Source organism: Flavobacterium gelatinilyticum (assembly GCF_027111295.1).
In the GTDB taxonomy this organism is placed as follows: Bacteria; Bacteroidota; Bacteroidia; order Flavobacteriales; family Flavobacteriaceae; genus Flavobacterium; species Flavobacterium gelatinilyticum.
Genome location: NZ_CP114287.1, coordinates 4,453,403 through 4,475,052, shown reverse-complemented (window position 1 = coordinate 4,475,052; position 21,650 = coordinate 4,453,403). Strand labels below are relative to the sequence as shown.

General features: G+C 35.7%; 21 protein-coding genes, 1 pseudogene and 1 riboswitch. Of the genes and pseudogenes, 14 read left to right on the top strand and 8 right to left on the bottom strand.

All coding sequences use genetic code 11. The features are described from left to right. Nucleotides 1-35: 35 nt before the first annotated feature. From OZP11_RS19245 to OZP11_RS19235, 3 genes are all read right to left on the bottom strand, one after another. The gene (locus tag OZP11_RS19245; RefSeq protein WP_281232128.1) at nt 36-3,461 is read right to left on the bottom strand and encodes a T9SS-dependent choice-of-anchor J family protein; all 3,426 of its coding nucleotides are present in this window, start codon (nt 3,459-3,461) and stop codon (nt 36-38) included. Between the two features lie 223 nt (nt 3,462-3,684). Then, nucleotides 3,685-4,437 (bottom strand): SDR family NAD(P)-dependent oxidoreductase, encoded by a 753-nt coding sequence (locus OZP11_RS19240; protein WP_281232127.1) that lies wholly within the window; start codon nt 4,435-4,437, stop codon nt 3,685-3,687. A gap of 154 nt (nt 4,438-4,591) precedes the next feature. Then, nucleotides 4,592-4,966 (bottom strand): hypothetical protein, encoded by a 375-nt coding sequence (locus OZP11_RS19235; RefSeq protein WP_281232126.1) that lies wholly within the window; start codon nt 4,964-4,966, stop codon nt 4,592-4,594. A 371-nt stretch (nt 4,967-5,337) separates the two neighbouring features. On the opposite strand from OZP11_RS19235, the gene OZP11_RS19230 reads away from it, so the two are divergent. Both OZP11_RS19230 and OZP11_RS19225 read left to right on the top strand, forming a co-directional pair. After that, nucleotides 5,338-5,910: a pseudouridine synthase gene (locus tag OZP11_RS19230; RefSeq protein WP_281232125.1), complete on the top strand. Its 573-nt coding sequence runs from the start codon at nt 5,338-5,340 to the stop codon at nt 5,908-5,910. A gap of 83 nt (nt 5,911-5,993) precedes the next feature. Then, nucleotides 5,994-6,449, top strand: a complete 456-nt coding sequence (locus tag OZP11_RS19225) for a tRNA (cytidine(34)-2'-O)-methyltransferase (protein WP_281232124.1) — start codon at nt 5,994-5,996, stop codon at nt 6,447-6,449. A gap of 106 nt (nt 6,450-6,555) precedes the next feature. On the opposite strand, the gene OZP11_RS19220 is transcribed toward OZP11_RS19225, so the two are convergent. The 4 genes from OZP11_RS19220 to OZP11_RS19205 all read right to left on the bottom strand — a co-directional run bounded on the left by OZP11_RS19220 (nt 6,556) and on the right by OZP11_RS19205 (nt 10,194). Continuing rightward, the gene (locus tag OZP11_RS19220) at nt 6,556-7,332 is read right to left on the bottom strand and encodes an ABC transporter ATP-binding protein (protein WP_281232123.1); all 777 of its coding nucleotides are present in this window, start codon (nt 7,330-7,332) and stop codon (nt 6,556-6,558) included. A 139-nt stretch (nt 7,333-7,471) separates the two neighbouring features. Continuing rightward, nucleotides 7,472-7,885: a GxxExxY protein gene (locus OZP11_RS19215; RefSeq protein WP_281232122.1), complete on the bottom strand. Its 414-nt coding sequence runs from the start codon at nt 7,883-7,885 to the stop codon at nt 7,472-7,474. 136 nt (nt 7,886-8,021) lie between these two features. Next, nucleotides 8,022-9,050, bottom strand: a complete 1,029-nt coding sequence (locus OZP11_RS19210; protein WP_281232121.1) for an iron ABC transporter permease — start codon at nt 9,048-9,050, stop codon at nt 8,022-8,024. A 1-nt stretch (nt 9,051) separates the two neighbouring features. Continuing rightward, complete coding sequence (locus OZP11_RS19205) at nt 9,052-10,194, bottom strand: ABC transporter substrate-binding protein (protein ID WP_281232120.1); 1,143 nt, start codon at nt 10,192-10,194, stop codon at nt 9,052-9,054. Between the two features lie 96 nt (nt 10,195-10,290). On the opposite strand from OZP11_RS19205, the gene OZP11_RS19200 reads away from it, so the two are divergent. The 8 genes and pseudogenes from OZP11_RS19200 (at nt 10,291) to OZP11_RS19165 (ending at nt 17,869) form a co-directional block, all read left to right on the top strand. Next, the gene (locus tag OZP11_RS19200) at nt 10,291-10,653 is read left to right on the top strand and encodes a C1orf53 family protein (RefSeq protein WP_281232119.1); all 363 of its coding nucleotides are present in this window, start codon (nt 10,291-10,293) and stop codon (nt 10,651-10,653) included. Nucleotides 10,654-10,718: 65 nt separating this feature from the next. Continuing rightward, nucleotides 10,719-10,905, top strand: a pseudogene (locus OZP11_RS24890) (four helix bundle protein). Between the two features lie 28 nt (nt 10,906-10,933). Then, the gene (gene cobU, locus OZP11_RS19190) at nt 10,934-11,458 is read left to right on the top strand and encodes a bifunctional adenosylcobinamide kinase/adenosylcobinamide-phosphate guanylyltransferase (protein WP_281232118.1); all 525 of its coding nucleotides are present in this window, start codon (nt 10,934-10,936) and stop codon (nt 11,456-11,458) included. A gap of 130 nt (nt 11,459-11,588) precedes the next feature. Next, complete coding sequence (gene cobT / locus OZP11_RS19185; RefSeq protein ID WP_281232117.1) at nt 11,589-13,268, top strand: nicotinate-nucleotide--dimethylbenzimidazole phosphoribosyltransferase; 1,680 nt, start codon at nt 11,589-11,591, stop codon at nt 13,266-13,268. A gap of 49 nt (nt 13,269-13,317) precedes the next feature. Further along, complete coding sequence (locus OZP11_RS19180) at nt 13,318-14,106, top strand: adenosylcobinamide-GDP ribazoletransferase (RefSeq protein ID WP_281232116.1); 789 nt, start codon at nt 13,318-13,320, stop codon at nt 14,104-14,106. After that, a complete protein-coding gene (locus OZP11_RS19175; RefSeq protein ID WP_281232115.1) occupies nt 14,091-14,624 on the top strand; it encodes a histidine phosphatase family protein in 534 nt (177 codons plus the stop codon). The genes OZP11_RS19180 and OZP11_RS19175 overlap by 16 nt, the downstream gene beginning before the upstream one ends. A 70-nt stretch (nt 14,625-14,694) precedes the next feature. Beyond that, nucleotides 14,695-14,896, top strand: a riboswitch (cobalamin riboswitch). A gap of 28 nt (nt 14,897-14,924) precedes the next feature. After that, on the top strand, nt 14,925-16,778 hold the full coding sequence (locus OZP11_RS19170) for a TonB-dependent receptor plug domain-containing protein (RefSeq protein ID WP_281232114.1): 1,854 nt from the start codon (nt 14,925-14,927) through the stop codon (nt 16,776-16,778). A 5-nt stretch (nt 16,779-16,783) separates the two neighbouring features. Further along, nucleotides 16,784-17,869, top strand: a complete 1,086-nt coding sequence (locus tag OZP11_RS19165; RefSeq protein ID WP_281232113.1) for a YncE family protein — start codon at nt 16,784-16,786, stop codon at nt 17,867-17,869. Between the two features lie 72 nt (nt 17,870-17,941). Here OZP11_RS19165 and OZP11_RS19160 read toward each other — a convergent pair whose 3' ends face one another. Beyond that, nucleotides 17,942-19,402, bottom strand: a complete 1,461-nt coding sequence (locus OZP11_RS19160; protein ID WP_281232112.1) for a GFO_1087 family putative carboxy terminal peptidase — start codon at nt 19,400-19,402, stop codon at nt 17,942-17,944. A 169-nt stretch (nt 19,403-19,571) separates the two neighbouring features. Between OZP11_RS19160 and OZP11_RS19155 the strand changes: the two genes are divergently transcribed. From OZP11_RS19155 to OZP11_RS19140, 4 genes are read left to right on the top strand one after another with little or no spacing between them, the layout of a single operon-like run. After that, nucleotides 19,572-20,081 (top strand): RNA polymerase sigma factor, encoded by a 510-nt coding sequence (locus OZP11_RS19155; protein WP_281232111.1) that lies wholly within the window; start codon nt 19,572-19,574, stop codon nt 20,079-20,081. Continuing rightward, complete coding sequence (locus OZP11_RS19150) at nt 20,068-20,526, top strand: PG0215 family putative anti-sigma factor (RefSeq protein WP_281232110.1); 459 nt, start codon at nt 20,068-20,070, stop codon at nt 20,524-20,526. Before OZP11_RS19155 ends, OZP11_RS19150 begins: the two co-directional genes overlap by 14 nt. Nucleotides 20,527-20,542: 16 nt before the next feature. Further along, nucleotides 20,543-21,070, top strand: a complete 528-nt coding sequence (locus OZP11_RS19145; protein WP_281232109.1) for a DUF4252 domain-containing protein — start codon at nt 20,543-20,545, stop codon at nt 21,068-21,070. A 1-nt stretch (nt 21,071) separates the two neighbouring features. Beyond that, the gene (locus tag OZP11_RS19140; protein ID WP_281232108.1) at nt 21,072-21,611 is read left to right on the top strand and encodes a GFO_1091 family lipoprotein; all 540 of its coding nucleotides are present in this window, start codon (nt 21,072-21,074) and stop codon (nt 21,609-21,611) included. The last annotated feature ends 39 nt before the right edge of the window (nt 21,612-21,650 follow it).

The window sequence follows — 21,650 nt, the reverse complement described above, 5'->3', positions numbered from 1 at the left end:
AACTGCTTTTTTTATGAATTAGATTCTCTCTTTGATTATTTTTTCAGGATTTTATCTTTATAAACTACTTTATTGTTTTCTGATAAAGTATAAATGTAAAGTCCCGGTGCTAAATCACGAACTCCTATTACGGTATTAGAAACTTCCTGACTGCTTGTAATTTCAAGAGGGTTTCCTAATACACGTCCGCTTATGTCGTAAAGTCTTAATTTAAGCTTTTTAGTATCGTTTGTTTTTACATCAAAATTTAAAACATCCAGTGCCGGGTTTGGATAAGCTTTTACAAAGAATCCGTTTTTAGTTCCAAAATCCGGTGTTGACAATACATCTGCTGTTAATTCAAAACGGGCAATTACCGGACCGTGATCTGAAGTCGTGGTTGTATAACTTGCAATATCATTTCTAGGATCGTACACAGCTGTTGAATTTTGAATGTATTCATCTTCTAATTCATTCGAAATCATAATATGATCCAGAAATCCGCCTGAACTTAAAAAGCTGTAAGCTCCCGCCTGGCTGATGCCTAAAGTAAGGGCATTATAATTATCTGTATCGGTTACAAAATTTTCGTATGATGAAGGCTGGCCAGCAATAACAGATGCTTTTACGTCATCATTATAATCTCCTAAAATAATTAAGTTTGCATTAGCATAATGTGCATCTAAACTATCTTTTAAAACCTGTGTATCGTATTTACGCATATTATAACGTCCCATGTCTGAACCGCTGTTCGCACGTGCGTGAATATCGATCAGTTGTATTTCTTTTTTTACACCTGCAATATTAGTTTCAAGGGTTACCAGATACGGAAGACGTCCTGAAGAGAAGAAACTGCTGCCGGTGCCGCCCGGATAATTTTCCAGAGTTTTAGTTCCGTTACGTACTTCATCATAAAATTCTTTAAACATTACTCTGGTCTTTTTTACCGAAGTAGTCTGTGTATTGTAAAGCACAACTAATTTTTGAGGAGGGAAATCTGCCTGAGGAGCATTAAAAGAATACGACCATGAAGTTGAGATTTTCTTGTCGAATGTTTTTCCGTTAATGCTTATTTTCTGGATTAAGATATCGATAGACGGATCGTCTGATACTTCCTGAAGCGCATAAACGTCAGCATCTAATTTGTTCATTACTTTAGCCACGTTTTCGATCTGCAAAGCATCATCAACAGGACCAAATTCTTTTCCGTCACTTCCTATTACATCAGTTCCAAAAAAAGAAAGATTGTATGTTACTACATCAAAAGTATCGGCTTTTGGTAACGAAGAACCTGTAAGTGCCCCTATTTCTTTACTCAAAGAAGTTCCTGTAACATGTATAGATCCCGAAATTGTTAATTGCTTGGTTGTTGGTGCAAAACGTACAAAAACGGTTTTGTTATTTGCCACTTCTGTGGCTTCTACCACTACGCTTGACTGAAATGAGATATTGTCTAATGACAGCTGATAACTTGCCGGAGCTGTAAGGGTGATATCTCCGTAACCTTCTGCTTTCAGAATAAATGACTGACTTTCTGAAAATGCATTTGGACTTACATCACCAAAATTTAAAACCGGATTTGCATCTACGTAACCTGTTTCATTTGTAATCGCAAAATCATCAAAAGACCATTCTGATGCGTTGTTTGTACCGCCTGCTGTTGTTTCGTAAACAAAAGCAACATACGTATGATCTGTTTTAAAACCACTTAAATCAATATATTGAGACTGAACGTACGATCCTGTCAAAGTTGGAAATTTACCGTTTAATTCTACCCAGACTGCTGTTTCAGGATTGCTTTTTCCGTCATAATCTGTTGAAACCACTAATTTTAAAGAAGGTCCGGCATAAAATTTACGGGAGTAAAAAGACAGTAAAGCCAATGCATCAAAATTATTCAATCGTAATTTTGGCGAAATAAGCCAGTCTTTACTAGGTCCGTTATCTGAATAACCGTTCATTAAAACGGCTCCGGTTCCTGAATTTACATTTCTTGCAACGGTAGTCGAAGTCCATTTATTAATAGGTCCCGAAACATTGTATTGTGTCCATCCGCTGTTAGATAATACATTCACATCATTGAACCCCTGCACATACGGATTGATTCCAATACCGCTAAGTTCAACTGTTTTTGCAGCCGCTCCGGTTGATTCGTGAGATATTGCTCCTGAAAAAGATGCAACATTATCCGGTGTAAATTTTACATATACAGTCTGCGATGCATTTGAAGCAAAATCTGCCGCCACAAATACCAAAGAGGAAGCAAATGTGATATTATCTTTTGAAACCGTAAAGTTTGCAGAAGAAGTTACTACTACATCACTGCTAAGATTAGATCCCTGAATTTGATAGCTTAAAATGTCTGAATCGTAATTTGATTCTGAAAAACCTAAATCTAATGAAGCTGCGCTTGTCGATAAAGAAGGAATTGCAACACTTGAGGTTGAAGCATCTACTTTACTTACGGTTGTCTGCACATTTCCATATAAATCTTCCGAAACTGAAAAAACATAATAAGCCGTATTTAGCGTTAATCCGGCAAAAGTTTTCGTAAATTCCTGAGAAGCATTGGCAATATCTAAAACTCCGGATTGTAAAGCTGTAGTTCCGTCTGCAGCCTGACCTGATTTTATTTGCGTAATTGTCGGTTCTGCACTTCCACCTGGTACTAATACAAAATATGTTTTTCCTGCTTCATTTAATTTATTTACAAAATCAAAGCTTTCAGATAAGATATTATCTGCCTTTGGATAACCTGTAACTGTAACCGGAGCAGTAACATCACTGCCCACGATAATATTATCAATTGCAAATGAAGGACGTGATCCCCCTCCTGAAACTTGTCTCGAAATCCATCTAATCTGCACAACCGGCTGGTTATTACATTCTGCCGGTAATGTAATTTTTATGTTTTGTACATTCTGCGGTAGTGTAACCGCTCCTGTCTGCTGTACATTGTTGTTTACGTAAGCTGTTTCCGGCAATGAAGTAAAAGCTGCCGTTGTTCCTATACGATATTGTAAAACCAATTCGTTTACACGTTCTGATGTTGTGCTTCCGGACACTAAACCGTACGGATTACGAATTGTCATGGCATCATACTGAACCTGAATTGCGGTTTGATTAGTGGCATCAAAAGCAAAACCAATAGTTAAGTCTAAAGATCCTGTATTTAAAAAACCTATTTTCCCGTTGTAATTGTGAAAATTACCACTGGTTGTTGCGGCAGTGCTGCCGGCTGTTAAATCTCTATTTGCGACTAAAGTACCGCTTACATTAAAAGAAGAGTTTGGAGAGGTGCTGGCTGTCCATCCCTGAAATCCTAAAGGATATGTTGTAGATGAAGCAGCTAAACCGTCAAAGTTCTGACTGTAAGGCAAGGCCTGAGGTGCCGGCATTGTCTGTGCTGTCAAACTTATAAAAGAGCAATAGAAAAAAACTAAAAAAGTCATTAAATGACGTAAAGAGTACTTGTTTTTCATACGTTTTTAAGAATAAAGTTTTTGAATTCAAATTTACTTTGTTTAAAGTTAAGGGAATATTGCAAAAACTTAAACTTATTGTAAGTTATTTTCTAAAAAATATTTCCAAGAATAAAATAAGAACGATTTTTCACTCGTATCAAACAGTTTTTTCTATAAAAAAACAAAAAGCTGCCTGAAATTATCAGACAGCTTTGCTCTAATTCAATATATATTTAAAAAGTTAAACTGCAGTATAACCTCCATCTGCAATTATATAACTTCCGGTAGTAAATGAAGATTTTTCAGAACTCAGGAATAGTACCAGTTCTGCAATTTCTTCTGCTGTTCCTAAACGGTTCATTGGCGCTTTTGCTGCAACAGCATTCATGGCATCGTTATTCAGATTGTCTTTTAACAAAGCGGTTTCGATATATCCGGGACCAACAGCGTTGCAGCGAATTTTTTTCTGAGCATATTCTGCTGCAATATTTTTAGTCAAACCTACTACTCCATGTTTTGAAGCCGTGTAAGCCGGACTAAGCGGTGCCGCAACCTGACCATGAATCGAGGCAATATTAACAATGCTTCCTCCGCCGTTTTTTTCCATTTGTTCTAACTGATAACGGCAGGCATAAAAAACACCGTTTAAATTAAGTGCAATTACTTTGTCCCATGCTTCCGGTTCATATTCTCCGGTTGGTTTTGCAGGTCCGCCCATACCCGCATTATTGCAGGCAATATCAAGTCGGCCGTATTTAGAAACCGTTACCTCAACCATGTGTTTATTATCACTTGCACTTGATGAATCTCCTTTTACAAAAAAAGCCTCACCTCCATTATCCTTTATAATTTTTACAGTTTCCTCGCCATGTTCAACATTAATATCTGAAAGTACAACTTTTGCTCCTTCTCGGGCGTATGCTTCTGCAACCGCGCGTCCTATACCGGAACCACCGCCAGACACAAAAGCTACTTTGTTTTCTAAAAGTGCCATTTTTTTATGTTTTTAAATTGTTCTTTAAATTTACGAAGATAAAATTCATCGATTTCATTAAAAAACTGAGTTTATCATAACATTAACTCGATATGCTAATCAAATGTTATTTGATTTTAATATTACTTTTATTTCCCAAAAAATTCGTAGTGTTTTACTTTTCTTCATCCAGTTTCATGTTCCCTCTGTCCTTATGATTATCAGGATGGGAGTTTGGATACCGGTTGGCTTCAATATCTGAGTTTCTGTCTTTATTTTCAACCGTTTTACTGGCTTCTTCTTCTGTTGTCACACCCCGATTTGCATTTGGATTATGCGGATCAATTTCGCTTGCTTTCTTTTTGATATCTTCATTTTCGTTACGGGCACGATCAACTGCTGTTTTGTTTCCCTGTTCATCCGTTACGACTTCTTTTTTCAAATTGGCATCATCTGATTTGCCATCGTGTGAAATGTTTTTTCCTTTTGTTTCGTCTATATCTTTCTGGACTCCGTTTATCTTTTTAGAGCCTAAATTATTCGTTTCCATATCCTTATTATTTTGTGTTTCTATTATAATATTACGAATTCTAAATTTTAAAACTAAATGGTTTAACATTGCTTTTAGTTTATAATTTTCGTCCTCTAAACCTTTATTGTCTTTATTACAAACACTTTAAACAATCAATAATGAGATTCTTTAAAATCAAAACCAGCTGGTCGAATGCCTAATTTATCGCTTCTGTTTACATTGTATCAGGAAGTTATTCTCATGATTTTTTGCCGCTTATTATCCGGTTTTAGTAATCATTTTTGCTGTTACTGCCGTCCGGTTTGTTTACCAATGCTTAAAAAGAAGAAATCAGAAAAGAAACTAACTTTTAATTTTAGTAAAGAAGCTATCTTTGCAAAAAATTAAAAATGCACCGACACTTCCTTCTTTTTAAACCTTACGGCTATCTGAGTCAATTTATTTATGAATTAAAAAGAAAGAAAAAGCTCCTGGGTGAATTGCATGATTTTCCCGAAGGAACAATGGCAATTGGAAGACTTGACGAAGATTCTGAAGGTCTGCTTTTACTCACAACCGACGGAAAAGTAAGCGAACAGATAAGAAGCCGAAAAGTAGAAAAAGAATATTATGTTCAGGTTGACGGCCTTATTACTCCCGAAGCTATTGAACAACTGCAAAAAGGTGTCGAAATAGGTTTTGAAGGCGGTAAATACAAAACCAAACCGTGCTCTGCTTTTATAGTAACAGAGATTCCCGACTTTGGTATGCGGGCAAAAAAAATCAGGGACGAGCGCCACGGTCCCACTTCCTGGGCATCTATTACGATTAACGAAGGAAAGTTTCGTCAGGTTCGAAAAATGACTGCTGCAGTTGGTTTTCCCACTTTGCGTTTGGTACGTGTTCGAATTGGAAATGTATATTTGCAAAATCTAAAGGCCGGAGAAGTTCTGGAAGTTGCCAATTTTAATGTAGAGAATTAGAAAATGCGGCAATTTGATAATGTGATAATTAGAAAATTTGCAAACGATAACTTTTAACCGATAACTCATAACTCAACAAAAAAATGCTAAACGTTGTTCTTGTAGAACCGGAAATACCAAATAACACCGGAAATATCGGCAGATTGTGTGTTGGCACAGAAAGCCGTCTCCATTTAATTCATCCTTTTGGATTTGTTATTAATGATAAAAATCTAAAACGCTCCGGACTGGATTACTGGGTTCATCTCGATGTAACCGAATATCAAAATGTTGAAGAATGGATACAGCAGATTCCGGATCATTCGCGTGTGTTTTTAATGAGTTCGCATTCTGATAAATCGTATCTGGAAAATGAATTTCAGGATGGCGACTGGCTGGTTTTCGGAAAGGAAAGCGTGGGTTTAAGCAAAGAATTTATGGCGAGGTTCGAAAATCATTTAACTATTCCGATGTCACCGCTCATTCGCAGTTTTAATATTGCCAATTCGGTTGCCTTTGTAGTTGGAGAAGCGAAAAGACAAATTGGATTGAAAAAATAACTTTCTTAATCCCTGCAAGGTTTTCCAAACCTTGCAGGGATGTTTTTCATTAGCATTCTGTATTTAAACCTACAAGGTTTGAAAAACCTTGCAGGATGCCAATTATTTAACTAATCAAAAACTTTCCTTTTTCAGCATCAAAAACAATATTTTCGTCTTTGAATAAATTGCTGAAACTTCCGTTTGAAATTAAATTGCAAGGTTCATCTTGTGTGATATTTTCCGGCGTCATCATAATCATTTCGTCGCTTAACTGAATCGCCAAATCGATATCGTGAGTTGAAAACAAAATGCATTTCTGCGTTTCCTGAGTTAGTTTCTTTAATAGTTTGAATAAGGAAACTTTATGAAGCAAATCAAGATGAGTTGTGGGTTCGTCCAAAATAATTAATGGTGTGTCCTGAGCCAAAGCTCTTGCAATTAATACTTTCTGCAATTGACCATCACTAATCTGGAAATGTTTTTTTGAAGTTAAATGTTCGATTTGAGTCAGACTCATCGCTTCGTGAACTTTTGCAATATCTTCATCAGACAATTTATCTACCCAATTGGTGTAAGGCTGGCGCCCTAGAGCAACTAATTCAAAAACAGAAAGATTACTGGGCGGCAGTTTTTCGGTTAAAACCAAACTGAGATTCTGCGCCAATTCTAAAGGCCGATACTCTGAAATGTTTTTATCATTTAAATACACATTTCCGGATAATGGCTTTTGTATTCCGGTAAGAGTTCGCAGTAAGGTCGACTTCCCTATTCCGTTTGCTCCTATCAAAGTAATGAGTTTCCCCGAAGCGAGATTCAGGTTTAGATTCTCAGCAATGGTCGTGATTCCTTTCTTGGATTTGTATCCGATATTTAGATCTGAAGTAGAGAGAATAGAGTTCATTTTTGAATTTGTTATTTTAACACATAGAGACATAGGTTTTATTTTTACCGGAGCTTAGAAAAATTTACTTATAAATTACACATAAGCTTTGAGTTTATACTTTGCCGCTATTTCTATTTTGAAAATCGCATGCTTCTAATTATAAAATTGGAAGTAATCTAAAATATTCGTTTACAAATGTTTTTTGTCCTTCTCTAAAAATATTGAAGCAGTTAAAATTAACAATAAGTCCTTTTGGTGCTTTTAATAATTTCATATAGGTCATAAGTTGGGCTTCATGTATTGCAGTTATTTCTGATGTTGCTTTTAATTCAACGACTAAACAATCCTCAATAAATAAATCACATCTCAGATCGGCATTTAATTCTCTATTCTTATACACCAAAGGAACTTTCATTTCTGTTAAAAAATTAATTTTTCGATGTCTGAGTTCTTCTTTTAGACATTCATGATAAACATTTTCAAGTAATCCTTTTCCAATTGCTTTGTGAACTTCAATAGAAGCACCAATTATTTGGTAACTTAAATCATTTAAATATTTCTGTGTGATCATTACAAACTTTTAGAGAAACCTAGTTAATACGCTTAGCTATGATTGTTTAAAAAAGTGAAACGTCTTTTACTTCGCTTTCAAAACTATGTTCCTATGTGTTAAAAAAGCACTAAGTTAAATATTAAAAAGTAAGTTTTTACTTAAAATTACTTTTTCTGATCAATAACCAGATTACAACCGGAGCACCAATTATAGATGTAATTGCATTAATTGGAAGCGTAACATCGAATCCCGGCATTTGTGAAACAATATCACAAAATAACATTATAATCGCGCCAAAAAACAAAGTACTCCAAAACAAAATGGTATGATTACTGGTTTGAAAAGTCAGTTTGGCAATATGAGGCACTGCTAATCCTATAAAAGCAATTGGCCCTGCAAATGCTGTAATTGCCCCCGATAATATACTCGTGGCAAATATGATAATCAATCTTGCTTTATTAAAATTCAATCCCATACTTTTTGCATAGTTTTCTCCTAAGAGCAAAGCATTTAAGGGTTTGATGCTTCCGGCACTTAAAAGCATTCCAATTAAAACACTAAATGTCAAAATTCCTATAGTTGACCAGGAAAGATTTCCCAGACTTCCCATTGACCAGAAAGTAAATTTCTGTAATTGTTCAGCTGTACTAAAATACGTTAATACACTTACAATAGCTGTTGTAAAACTTCCGAACATTAACCCAACAATAAGGATTGCCATTGTATCCCGTAATCTTTGTGAAACTACCAGAACCAAAAGCAAAACCAAAGTACTTCCTAAAGTTGAAGCGATCACGATACCGTAAGGCGATAAAGCAATTACGCTTAAAAAAGAAGGAAGAAATCCTGCTCCTAAAATTACAAAAGCGACCCCCAGACTTGCTCCGGAACTCAGCCCCAAAACATAAGGTCCTGCAAGCGGATTCCTGAATAAAGTCTGCATTAAAAGTCCGCTGATCGAAAGTCCGGTTCCTACCAAAACCGCAGTAATGGCTTTTGGCAGACGATAATTAATAATGATATATTCCCACGTCGATTTTGAGGCATGCCCGCCTGTCAGACTCGTAAAAACTTCTTTCAGCGGAATGGTAACAGATCCTAAACTAATGCTTGCAAAAAACATCAGCAGAAGTCCAATGGCCAAAACGCCAAATAAAATGGTATTTCGCTTTTTACTCGCCAATTTAATTCAGTTTTGAAGCAAAAGTAAATTCGTAACCCGCTAATAAATCCGGGTGAAAAATCTTTATATAATCCTTTAAAACCAAGTCAGGACGGCTTGGCGCCAGTTCATAATAAACGGTTCCTCCCGTTGCTCCTAATTTCCCTTCAAAACTATATACATATTTATTTTTAAAAGCATCAAATTCACCATAATGCGTATTGGCTTTCTGCAATTCGTCCAGAGATTTAAAAGAACCCGAAGCAATCCATACATTTGCTGTTTTGGCTTTATCCAGTACTTTTTCAAAAGAGAGACCTTCGCTTCCTGTTCCTTTTAAATCGGCCCATAAATAATTCGCTTTGGCATCTTTCATAAACTGCGCCACCCAGCTGTTCCCTTTCGCCACATACCAGACATCTTCATACATTGAACCGTACAGTACTTTTGAACTTGCCGGTTTATCGTTTACTAATTTTAAAGCCTGATTGTAACTGTCTACAATTTTATCAAACAATTCTTTTGCTCTCTCTTCTTTTCCAAATAATGCCCCGTACAGTTTGATCCATTCTGCTTTTCCAAGCGGCGATTGTTCCATCCAGTCGCCCTGAATTAAAACCTGTAACCCGCTTTTTTTCAGGTTATCCAGCATCGGATTATTGTTGTCGACTCCAAAAGTTACGATTAGATCCGGCGACAATTCGATTAACTGTTCGATGTTCAGCTTTTCATTTTGTCCCACATTTTTTACTGAACCATTATCAATAAGTGCTCTTGTTTTTTCAGAAGAAATATAATCGGTGTGCGGAAAACCAACTAATTTATTTTCGACTTCGAGCATTTCCAAAAACGGAATATTGGTCGTAGAGGTCACCACTACAGATTCCAGCGGCACCTGAATTAAGGTATAAGCCTGAAGACTGTCCGGAACTACGGCGTCTTTTTCTTTTAATATGTATTTGAAATTTTTATTTGAATTTGGCCACGGATTTGAAACCGTTACCACCGAATAATCGTCATATTTCACTATAGAAAGCCCTGAAGCGTATTCAATGCTGTTTTTTGCATTTTCTGTTTTAACAGCTTCGGTTGTTTCATTCTTCTTGCATCCGGTCAAAATAAAAAAAGAAGCAATAAAAATCAATTTGGGGAATAAATGTTTCATATTTTGCGTTTTCAATAGGAACAAAGGTAAAGCATTTTCTAAATTTTTTATTTACCTTTATTCTTACAAAAACAAAGAAACTGTATCTTTACCTTTATGAATACCACAAAAATAAAAGTCTGCTCCAGCTGTGAATCCAAATTTGGCTGCGGCGATATTTCTGTTGAAAACAAATGCTGGTGCAACGATTACCCACCTATTTTCAATCTTTCTGAAGGAGGCGACTGCCTTTGTCCTGACTGTTTCAAAGAAGCTTGCGGCGATAAAATCGATGCCTATCTAGAAACTATTACTCCTAAAAATGCCCTTAAAAACAAGGCAAGGTTCTTACCCAAAACCGAAAAATTAATTGAAGGAATCGACTATTATATCGAAGACGGCAATTATGTCTTCAAAACCTGGTTTCATCTTAAAAGAGGAACTTGCTGCGATAATAAGTGCAGGCATTGTCCTTATTAATTGTTAGTCGTTAATCTACGAAGAACAACATTGTTAAAAACAAGAGTTTTGATTTTGCAGTGAGAATAACAAAAAAGAATTTATTCTCCTAAATAACTTTTAAAATCCTGAACCGGTATTATTAGAGAAGCTGAACATGCTGAAAGCAAAAGCGATTTTATTCATAAATTTGCCATAGCTCAGAAGGAAGCTAATGAAACTGTTTATTGGTTAGAATTTTTAAAAATTCCAAAAATCTTTCTGATGCAATAAATTAATAGACAACAATTAACCATTATAAATGATTTATCTCATCACCGGAGGCGAACGATCAGGAAAAAGCACCTATGCACAAAATTTAGCTTTACAGCTTTCTGATTCTCCAATATATGTAGCAACGGCCAGAAAATGGGATTCTGATTTTCAAAACCGAATCGACCGCCACCAGCAGGAACGCGACGATCGCTGGACGAATATCGAAAAAGAAAAATATCTAAGCGAAATTGACTTTTCTGGAAAAACCGCTTTAATTGACTGCGTCACACTCTGGTTAACCAATTTTTTTGTCGATCATAAAAATAATGTTTCGCTAAGTCTTGAGGAAGCTAAAAAAGAATTCCTCTCTATCGCCAATCAGGAAAACACTACACTTATTATTGTAACCAACGAAATTGGAATGGGCGTTCATGCCGCAACCGAAATTGGAAGAAAATTTACAGAACTACAAGGCTGGATGAACCAGTTTCTGGCTTCAAACGCCGATGAGGTGGTTTTGATGGTATCAGGGATTCCGGTCAAAATAAAGGGAGAAAATTCTAAGTTTTAAATTCAAAATCCAATAAGGTAAATTATCTTTACGTAAACACCTTAATCAAAAGATCGAATTTGATATTCTAATTATCATTGATATTGAATTTTGTCACTGCTTTGGAATTTTAAAAAATGGAATTTACAACATGAGCAATCTGGACGACATATTAAAATCACGACGCGACACGCGTCATTTTACAACCGATGAGGTTCCTGACGAAGTAATCGAGAAAGCTTTACAGGCCGGACATTGGGCTCCTTCGGTTGGACTGACCGATGCAACGCGATATTATATTATAAAATCAGATGAGGTAAAAAGTGCGATTAAAAACCTGTTTTTAGATTACAATAAAAAAGCCGAAGAACTTACCGATAATCCTGAACAGAAGGAACTTTACAAATCGCTGAAACTAGAAGCTATCGAAGAGGCGCCAATCGGGCTTATTATTGCGTATGATCGTTCGGTTTTGAATCAGTTTACGATTGGTACTATCGGCAGTAATGAGGCGGTTAAATTCAGTTCAGTTTGTGCGGCCCAGAATATCTGGCTTTCGCTTACCGAACAAGGTTATGGAATGGGCTGGGTTTCGATCCTGAATTATCATCAGTTTAAAAAAATCCTCGATTTACCTGAAAATATAGAACCACTGGGTTATTTCTGCATTGGAAAACCGGCTACGAATTATGGCAGTCAGCCCATGTTGCAGCAATTGCGCTGGAAACAGAAATCGGAAGCTCCAGCTTCAACTGAAATCACCGAAATCCATAAAATAAATATTCCTGAAATTGATTTAGAACCAAAATCAAAAATCGAAAATTCCACAAATTTCAGGCAGCTTTTACAGGAAAAAATAGATTCGAAAACAAAACCCGTAGGCTCTTTGGGAACTTTGGAAACACTGGCTTACCAGATGGCAGTTGTTTTTGAAACTTTAAACCCAAAAATCACAAACCCTAATATTGTCGTTTTTGCAGCAGATCACGGAATTGCCAATCATGGTGTAAGCGATTATCCGCAGGATGTTACACGTCAAATGGTGAATAATTTTCTCGAAGGCGGTGCTGCTATAAATGTGTTCTGCAATCAAAACAATATTAATCTGTCAATTGTAGATTCGGGTGTTAATTACGATTTTCCAACGAATGCTAAATTAATTAATGCCAAAATTGCTAAAGGCACACAATCTTTCCTGCACACATCGGCAATGAGCGAAACGGAACTGCAATTTTGTTTTGACAAAGGAAAATCAATCGTCGAAAACATTGCCAAAACTGGTTCTAACTGCATTGGCTTTGGTGAAATGGGAATTGGAAATACCTCAACAGCATCTGTTTTAATGAGCCTTTTAACCAATCTGCCAATCGAAGAATGTGTTGGAAGAGGAACCGGAATCAACGATCAAAAACTTCTCGACAAACAAAATATCCTGAAAAAAGCGCTCGATAATTATTCCGGTCAGGCCGAATTAAAACAGCAGCTTGCCTATTTTGGCGGTTTTGAAATTATACAGATGGCTGGCGGCATACTCGCCGCTTTCGAAAATAAAATGCTCATTTTAATTGATGGTTTTATCTGTACTGCGGCTTTTTTAATTGCTTATAAAATAAATCCGAACATCATGAAAAATGCTGTTTTCTGTCATTGTTCTGCCGAAAAAGCGCATTTAAATTTATTGAATTATCTTGAAGCAAAACCTGTTTTAAATCTTAATCTGCGCCTGGGCGAAGGCACGGGCTGCGCGGTTGCTTTTCCGATTTTAAAATCGGCTGAAGCTTTTTTGAATGAAATGGCCAGTTTTGAAAGCGCAGGAGTTAGTAAGAAATAGCGTTCAGTTCCAGTTTTCAGTGTACAATTTAAAAACCCTTATTTTTTTGATGAAAAAACAACTCCATATATTTTTTACCTGTTTGATGTTCTACACCAGAATTCCATGTCCAAAGAACATTACTCATGATCCTGATTATCTAAACAAAGCAACGAGATATTTTCCTTTTATTGGATGGATTGTCGGGACTATTTCATTTCTTGCTTTTTATCTTTTTTCATTTTTTCTTTCAACAGAAACTGCTGTTATTTTTGCTATTGTGAGTTCTGTTTTAACCACAGGAGCTTTTCATGAAGACGGTTTTGCTGATGTATGCGACGGATTTGGAGGCGGATGGACAAAAGAAAAGATTCTGAAAATCATGAAAGACAGTGCAATTGGCGCTTACGGAGCCATTGGATTGGTCTTGCTTTTTCTTCTTAAATTTAAATTACTTTCAGAAAGTATTGCGCTTTTTGCAAATCACGATTATATACTAATTTACCTTCTATTTGTTTCTGGACATTCTTTAAGCCGTTTGGCAGCAATAAGCATAATTTTTACGCACGAATATTCAAGAGATGATGCTTCGAGTAAAAGCAAACCTATTGCAAAAAAACATACCTGGAAAGAAATTCTCGGGGCATTTCTGTTTGGTTTAATTCCTTTAACCGTTTTCTCTTATTTCGACTTAAAAATCCTTTTAGCTTTAATTCCGGTTTTTATGACACGATACTTTCTGGCAGGGTATTTCCAAAAATGGATTGACGGTTATACCGGAGACTGTCTTGGAGCAACACAACAGGTTTGCGAAGTTATGTATTACCTAAGTATTCTTTTTATATGGAAATTTATCTAGTCCGACACACCGAAACAATCTGCGAACAAGGAATCTGCTACGGACAATCGGATGTAAATATTGCAGAACCATTTGAGGAAATATTTACTAAAATTATTTCCGAACTGCCATCTGAAGCCCATATTTTCACCAGTCCGCTAAAACGTTGTGTCATTCTGGCAAAGCATATCCGGGAAAACATCAGCACTATTTCATATGAAGAAGATGAACGTTTGAAGGAAATGAATTTTGGCGACTGGGAATTGAAAAACTGGAACGAAATTCCGCCTGAAGAACTTAATCCGTGGATGGAAGATTTTGTGAATATTCCCGTTTCAAACGGTGAATCTTTTTTACAGCTGCATGAAAGAACCGGAGACTTTTTAAAAGATAAAATTTTTAAAACAAAATATCCTGTTGTTATTGTTGCACATGCCGGAATTATCAGAAGTATTTTGTGTCATCAGACTTCATTACCGCTAAAAAATGCATTTGAAAATAAAGTAAATTTCGGACAAGTTATTAAAATAAACTTCTAATTTTTTTCGTTGTTTTAAAGATTGTTGCGAAAAGTGAAACAAATTTTGAATATTCAATATTTTTAACTTTATCTTTGCAGCAAATTAAGGTTGTGTTTTTATTAAACACATTAAAAGGGAATCAAGTAAAATCTTGAGCTGTACCCGCAACTGTAAGCTTAGTTCTAAAAGAATGTTTGTTGTAACTGCAACACCACTGCTCGCCCCCAAGCGAATGGGAAGGTCAACAACAAAACGCAAGCCAGGAGACCTGCCTTTGTAACAAAATATCGAGCTCTCGGGAAAAAGAGTGTAGAAATTATGACTTTAAGAATGCGTTTTGTTTTATTGTTTCTATTGTTGTGCCAGGTAATTTGTGCGCAGAACGATTCTATTACCAAACTGAAAGAAGTTTTGGTTTCTGACACTAATCTTAAAAAATATTCTAATTCACAGTCGGTATTGCAATTGAATGATTCAGTTATCAATAAAAATGAACCTTTACTTACTAATTTATTAAATTATAATTCTTCCATTTATTTTAAAGAATATGGCAGAGGAATGCTTTCTAATGTTTCTTTTAGAGGAACAACTTCTTCTCAGACTGCTGTAATCTGGAACGGTATCAATATTAATTCTCAGATGAACGGAAGTACTGACTTTAATACCATTTCAGGTGCTGACTATAATTCTGTAAGTGTAAAAGCCGGAGGAGGAAGTGTAATTTACGGAAGTGGTGCTGTTGGAGGAACTGTACATTTAAATTCTGATTTGGCATTTTTTAATCGTTTTGAGAATAATTTAAAACTAGAATACGGAAGTTTTAACACTATTGGAATAAATTATAAAGCCAATATTGCTAATGAAAAATGGAGTGCCCAAATTGGATTCTCCCGAAACAGTTCTACAAATGATTATAAATATCTAAACCGTTATACGTGGAGAGGCGAACAGCGCTGGAATCAAAATGGCGAATATGAAATTATGACCATGAGCGCCAGTGCAGGCTATAAAATTGATACAAAAAATACGCTTAAACTTTATAGTCAGATTTCAAATACTGACCGTAACACTTCTCTTGTTACTGAAAGTGAAACAAAAAGTAAATATGTAAACGGTTTCAACCGAAATTTACTGGAATATGACGGTGACTTCGGGAAATTCAAAACCAATTTTAAAACGGCTTACATCTTCGAAAACTACCAGTATTTTGCCGATAATACAAAAGATTATTTCAGCTATGGTAAAACCGAAAACTTAATTACAAAATTAGATTTAGGATATACACTATTTAAATCAACACAAATAAACGGTATCGTAGATTACAACAGAACAAAAGGTTACGGAACAAGTTTTGGCGATCACGTCCGCGAAATCACATCTGCTTCTTTACTTGTAAAACAGGACATTGGAAACAACTGGAAAAATGAATTCGGGATCAGAAAAGAGTTTACAGACAATTATGACTCACCGGTTTTATTCTCGCTTGGGTCTGCATATCAGTTTGGCAGATTATACAATTTAAAAGTAAACGTTTCGCGAAATTTCAGAATACCAACTTATAATGATTTATACTGGAATCCGGGAGGCAATCCGGATTTAAAACCTGAAAGTTCATATCAGGCTGAAATAGGAAATGTTTTTACATTCAGAAATATTTCGCTTACACAAACTTTTTACTATATCAAACTCAAAGATATGCTGCAGTGGGTACCTGGAAGAAACGGTATTTGGTCGCCTCAGAATACGGACAGAGTAAACAGTTACGGAGCCGAAACTCTGCTAAACTGGCATACCTCTTTCGGAAAAAATCATTTGGTTTTTAATGGCTCTTATGCTTACACTGTATCTGAAGATTACGAAACTAAAAAGCAGTTGTTTTTTGTTCCGTTTAATAAAGTCACCGCTTCGGCATCGTATTCCAGAAACAAAATCACGGCTTATTATCAGTTCCTGCACAATGGCTTTGTATATACAAGGGCAGACAATAATCCTGATGAAATTATAAATGATTACACGGTTTCGAATGTGGGAATTGATTACGATTTCAAATTTCTGGATTCTTTCAAACTCGGTTTTAAGGTTCTCAATCTTTTTAATAAGGATTATGAAGGTTATGAGGACAGACCTATGCCGGGAAGTAATTTCAATATGTATTTAACTCTAAAATTTTAATAATTATGAAACTTAGTAAATTACTCTTACTAGCACTTTGTATTTCATTATTTGCCTCTTGTTCAAGTGATGATGATACTACAGAAAACAATGATGATGATGTAGTCGTAACGCCTTCAAAAGGAGATTACGAAGAAGGGTTCTTTATTTTAAATGAAGGAAGTACGGGGCAAGGAACTGTTTCATTTTCGAATGATGATTTCAGCTCATTCACAAAAGACGTTTATTCTAAAGTAAACGGAAGTGATGCATTAGGAAAATTTGCTCAAAACATATTCTTTGATGGAGATAAAGCTTATATTATTGCAGGCGGTTCTAATGTTATCAATGTGGTTAACAGATATACTTTTAAACTAATCGCAAAGGTTGACAGCGGACTGGTTAATCCCAGATATGGAGTAGTAAAAGATGGTAAAGCTTATGTAACTAATGCCAATACTTATCCTGTTTATGACGATCCAACAGCAAACCCAAATGCAAATACAGATGATTATGTTGCCATCATCAATCTGGCGACTAATACTGTAGAATCTAAAATTGATTTAAATACGACAGGAAACAGAATCGTATTAAAAGATGATAAATTATACATAACAGAGCCAAACAGCAGTGATAAATTGTCGATAGTAAATATTACGTCTAAAACATTAGAAACTCCTGTAACTGTAGGGTATTCTGCAGATTCTATGGAAGAAGAAAATGGAACTTTGTATATTTTAAGAGCACCTTATACAGGCAGAGGCGAGCTTGTTAAAGTAAAATTATCAGACAAATCTGTTTCTAAAATCACATTCCCTGAAAGTTTAGACGGAGCAGGACTTTTAGATATTTATCAAAGTAAAATTTACTATACCGCAAAAAGTTCAGTTTATGTAATGAACACAACTGCAGATGTGCCTTCAACAGATGCAATTCTAACTTCTCCGGCAGGTTATTTATACGGATTCGCTGTTCACAACGATCGTATTTTTATATCAGATGGCGGTGATTTCAAACAAGACAGTAAAGCCTATATCTACAATTTAGCCGGAGCTATTCAAAAAGAGTTAGCGGTTGGTGTAGGTCCAAACGGTTTTTATTTTAACGATTAATTCCTTTTTAGAATTAAGTTTATTAGTTTTTGGAAAAGAAAACGGCTTTCATCTCTGAAAGCCGTTTTTTTATTACAGTGATTTTAAAAATCCTTCCGGAGCTTCCTCCAGATACATTTGATTTTTAATTCCGAACATCGCTTTAGAATCGGTAAAATTTCCTAAAGCGGCTTTTGGATCTTTCTTTATTTTTTTAGCGGCTTCACCCGTAATTTTTGAAATAGTCAGATTTAGCAGCGGTTCAGATCTTTCTCCTAAAACGCCTAAATTCGTAATCTGTTCGGCTTGTTCGTAAGTTGGTTTTAATCCGTCTGTATATTCGCCAAAATCTACAGCATTGGCAGTTTTAAAAACTAAAGGCTGCATCGCATATTTATGATTCAGGTTGACCTTTGATTTTTGAAAACTCTGCGAATCATACAAAGTTACCGATCCCACATTTTTACCTATTGTAGTTTCTCCAACCTGTACAACCGAAATATAAGGAGCAAGTCCGTTAATTACCAATTCACTGGCCGAAGCCGTACCGCTTGTGGTAATGATATAGATCTTTGACAGCTTCAGACTGTTAATTGCGCTTCCTTTTACATTGTTTACAAATCTTACATTTAAAAACTCCGGATCTTCATTTTCAAAAGCCTGAGTCATTTTTGGATTCCATTTTTCTTTGGCAAAAATCTTATCATCAAACTGCCCTGTAATCATACTGGCCAAACGCGCTGCAGTATTTACAGATCCTCCCCCGTTATATCTCAAATCGAGAATAAGATCTGTTATCCCCTCTCCTTTTAACGAAGCGAAAACATTATTTAGATGTTCATCATAATTAGAATAAAAACCGTTGTACATTAAATACCCAATTTTATGACTTCCTGAAATAATTACTTTGTTAAGAAATACAGGATTTTCATCTAAATTGGTTTTCTGTAATGAAACTGATGCTCCATTAGCGTTATAATTACTTCCGTCATACGACGCCATGTTTAATGTATAATTGTCAGCATTTAACAGTGACTGATAATTTGAAACCGTAAGCTGCACTCCATCGACTCCGGTAAACAAATCACCTCGTTTGATATTTTTTCCCGATGCATTCGAATTTGGAAGAATATAACGAACAAAACCTACTAACTCCGTTGTGCTTCCCGGCTTATAACTCAGTCTGAAATCTACCCCGTTATTTTTGCTGGTTCCCTGAAGCTGCTGTTCCAGAACGCTGTAATCTTCAACTATCCAGCTAAAACGGTCAACGGCTTGTCCTTTTGGAAATTTGCTGGCTGGTTTGTATAATAAATCCTGAAACAAATCATCAGGATTAGGGTAGTTTTCTAAAAAAGAATAAAGATTTACTTCTCTCTCATCACTCAAATTAGGCACATCTGCCTGCCATAGGTAATATTGATTTAATCCTCTCCAGATAAAATTATTTACCTGCAGATTGGCCGGAGCAGCAACATCGTCCTGATCTTCACATGACTGCAAAGAAAATGACAGCAGAAATAAAAGTAATAAACCCTTTATAATTGTTTTCATATACGCCGATTTTGGTTTTTGGTGGTATAGTATTAACGTAAAAATACTATCTTTAGTTTTAACAATATTATCTTTATTCACTTTTTTTTTATAAATAAACAATATTGTCTGTAACAAATAATATCGTAACTCGTCTTGACTATATAAGCTAACCACTAACCACGCAGTGATGAACCAAAATGTGTTTATAGAATTAGTTAATCCGTTCAAAGACAAAGTTTTTCGTCTGGCCAAACGATTGCTCACCAGTACGGAAGAAGCCGAAGACGCTACTCAGGAAGTAATGGTTAAATTATGGAATAAAAAGGAGAATCTCGATACCTACAATAATGTCGAAGCACTTGCCATGACGATGACAAAAAACTATTGTCTCGATCAGTTAAAATCTAAAAGAGCAGGAAATCTCCAGATCGTGCATACTAATTTTACAGACCGGGAACCGCAGCTGGATAAAAAGCTTGAAGATGCCGACAGCCTTGAATGGGTAGAAAAAATTATAAACGAATTTCCGGAGCAGCTGCAGCTGTTAATTCAGCTTCGGGATGTTGAGCAATATGAATTTGAAGAAATTGCGAAAATTGTAAATATGAATGAGACCGCAATACGGACAGCGCTTTCCAGAGCCAGAAAAAAAATCAGAGAATCAATGGTAAATGCACACAGTTATGGAATTAGATAAAATAGAAAATATATTAGAAAAATACTTTCAGGGAGAAACTACTATTGCCGAAGAAAACCAGTTAAAAGAATACTTTTCTTCATCGGATGTTGCGCAGCATCTGGAGCAGTACAAACCTATGTTTGGTTATTTCTCTCAGGTAAAACAACAAAAATCAACGCATGAGATTCTACTTCGATCTAAAAAACGAAACGCGGCGTGGCTTTCGATTGCAGCATCAGTTGTTGTTTTACTGGGAATTGGGACTTATTTCTTTGTCCGCGAAAAAAATGCAGCTCCGGTTGCAGCGCATTCAGAATTAGGAACCTATGACAATCCCGAAGAAGCTTTAAAAGCGACGCAGAAAGCTTTGGCCCTATTGTCAAACCATGTTAATACAGGCATTGAAAGTGTGCAGTACATTAACGAATATGAAGAATCAAAAAACAAAATTTTTAAACAGTAATTAAATCCAATCAGACATGAAAAATTTCATCATAACTTTAGTATTCGCATTCGTAACACAGGCATTTTATGCACAGGGCGCTTTTGACAAATTTGATGGTCAGGACGACGTAACCTCTGTAATTGTAAACAAAAAAATGTTCGATTTAATGAGCAAGGTAAAAGTTGATGCTTCTGATAAAGAAACACAGCAGTACATTAGTCTCATTAAGAAACTGGATTACTTAAAAGTGTTTACAACCAAAAACCCTAAAATCGAAGCCGACATGAAAGCTTCTGCCGACAAATACATAAAAACAGCCGGTTTAGAGGAATTAATGCGTGTAAATGACAGTGGCAAAAATGTCAAAATAATGGTTAAATCAGGTGCCAGCGACTCACAAATTAAAGAATTACTGATGTTTGTTGACGGTGCAAAAACCGACGAAACGGTTTTATTATCGCTAACCGGTAATTTCGATTTAAACGAAATTTCTCTCCTGACAGATAAAATGCATCTTCCGGGAGGATCAGATTTAAAGAAAGCTTCTAAAAACAAAAAATAATATGAAAGCCGGCGTTTTTACCTCAGTCCTTTTGGCATTAACAGTTTTAATAAGCTGTAATTCTGAGCCTACTCTTCAAAAATATTTTGTAGAAAATACCGAGAAAAAAGATTTTATTGCAGTTGATCTTTCGTCTGATGTTTTGAATTTAGAAAAAACAAAATTATCTGCAGCACAAAATGAAGCATTAAACTCTTTTGACAAAATGAACATTCTGGCTTTTAAGGCAACCGATAAAAATCAGGCTGAATTTGAAGCCGAACGCAAAAAAGTCACTGAAATCCTTAAAAATCCAAAATATCAGGAATTAATGAAAGTGGGGTCCGGAAAAGAAGGCGCTTCAATCAGTTATGTGGGCACAGACGAAAACATTACCGAATTTGTTGTGTTTGCCAATAAAAAAGAAAATGGTTTTGCAGTAGTCCGCGTTTTAGGAAACGACATGAATCCTAATAATATCATGTCATTACTATCGGTTTTAAAAGAATCTAAAATCGATATGGAACAGCTAAAACCTTTACAGCAGTTACTTAACAAATAATACATCTTACTTTTTACAATCAGAAAGCTCCTTTATGGA

Excerpts from the sequence above, each read along its gene's own strand:
- OZP11_RS19245 (WP_281232128.1), bottom strand. The coding sequence starts at position 3,461 with ATGAAAAACAAGTACTCTTTACGTCATTTAATGACTTTTTTAGTTTTT.
- OZP11_RS19205 (WP_281232120.1), bottom strand. The coding sequence starts at position 10,194 with ATGAAACATTTATTCCCCAAATTGATTTTTATTGCTTCTTTTTTTATT.
- OZP11_RS19225 (WP_281232124.1), top strand. The coding sequence starts at position 5,994 with ATGCTAAACGTTGTTCTTGTAGAACCGGAAATACCAAATAACACCGGA.
- OZP11_RS19175 (WP_281232115.1), top strand. The coding sequence starts at position 14,091 with ATGGAAATTTATCTAGTCCGACACACCGAAACAATCTGCGAACAAGGA.
- OZP11_RS19170 (WP_281232114.1), top strand. The coding sequence starts at position 14,925 with ATGACTTTAAGAATGCGTTTTGTTTTATTGTTTCTATTGTTGTGCCAG.
- cobT (WP_281232117.1), top strand. The coding sequence starts at position 11,589 with ATGAGCAATCTGGACGACATATTAAAATCACGACGCGACACGCGTCAT.
- OZP11_RS19140 (WP_281232108.1), top strand. The coding sequence starts at position 21,072 with ATGAAAGCCGGCGTTTTTACCTCAGTCCTTTTGGCATTAACAGTTTTA.
- OZP11_RS19215 (WP_281232122.1), bottom strand. The coding sequence starts at position 7,885 with ATGATCACACAGAAATATTTAAATGATTTAAGTTACCAAATAATTGGT.
- OZP11_RS19160 (WP_281232112.1), bottom strand. The coding sequence starts at position 19,402 with ATGAAAACAATTATAAAGGGTTTATTACTTTTATTTCTGCTGTCATTT.
- OZP11_RS19240 (WP_281232127.1), bottom strand. The coding sequence starts at position 4,437 with ATGGCACTTTTAGAAAACAAAGTAGCTTTTGTGTCTGGCGGTGGTTCC.
- OZP11_RS19150 (WP_281232110.1), top strand. The coding sequence starts at position 20,068 with ATGGAATTAGATAAAATAGAAAATATATTAGAAAAATACTTTCAGGGA.
- OZP11_RS19145 (WP_281232109.1), top strand. The coding sequence starts at position 20,543 with ATGAAAAATTTCATCATAACTTTAGTATTCGCATTCGTAACACAGGCA.
- OZP11_RS19235 (WP_281232126.1), bottom strand. The coding sequence starts at position 4,966 with ATGGAAACGAATAATTTAGGCTCTAAAAAGATAAACGGAGTCCAGAAA.
- OZP11_RS19180 (WP_281232116.1), top strand. The coding sequence starts at position 13,318 with ATGAAAAAACAACTCCATATATTTTTTACCTGTTTGATGTTCTACACC.
- OZP11_RS19230 (WP_281232125.1), top strand. The coding sequence starts at position 5,338 with ATGCACCGACACTTCCTTCTTTTTAAACCTTACGGCTATCTGAGTCAA.
- OZP11_RS19220 (WP_281232123.1), bottom strand. The coding sequence starts at position 7,332 with ATGAACTCTATTCTCTCTACTTCAGATCTAAATATCGGATACAAATCC.
- OZP11_RS19200 (WP_281232119.1), top strand. The coding sequence starts at position 10,291 with ATGAATACCACAAAAATAAAAGTCTGCTCCAGCTGTGAATCCAAATTT.
- OZP11_RS19155 (WP_281232111.1), top strand. The coding sequence starts at position 19,572 with ATGAACCAAAATGTGTTTATAGAATTAGTTAATCCGTTCAAAGACAAA.
- OZP11_RS19165 (WP_281232113.1), top strand. The coding sequence starts at position 16,784 with ATGAAACTTAGTAAATTACTCTTACTAGCACTTTGTATTTCATTATTT.
- cobU (WP_281232118.1), top strand. The coding sequence starts at position 10,934 with ATGATTTATCTCATCACCGGAGGCGAACGATCAGGAAAAAGCACCTAT.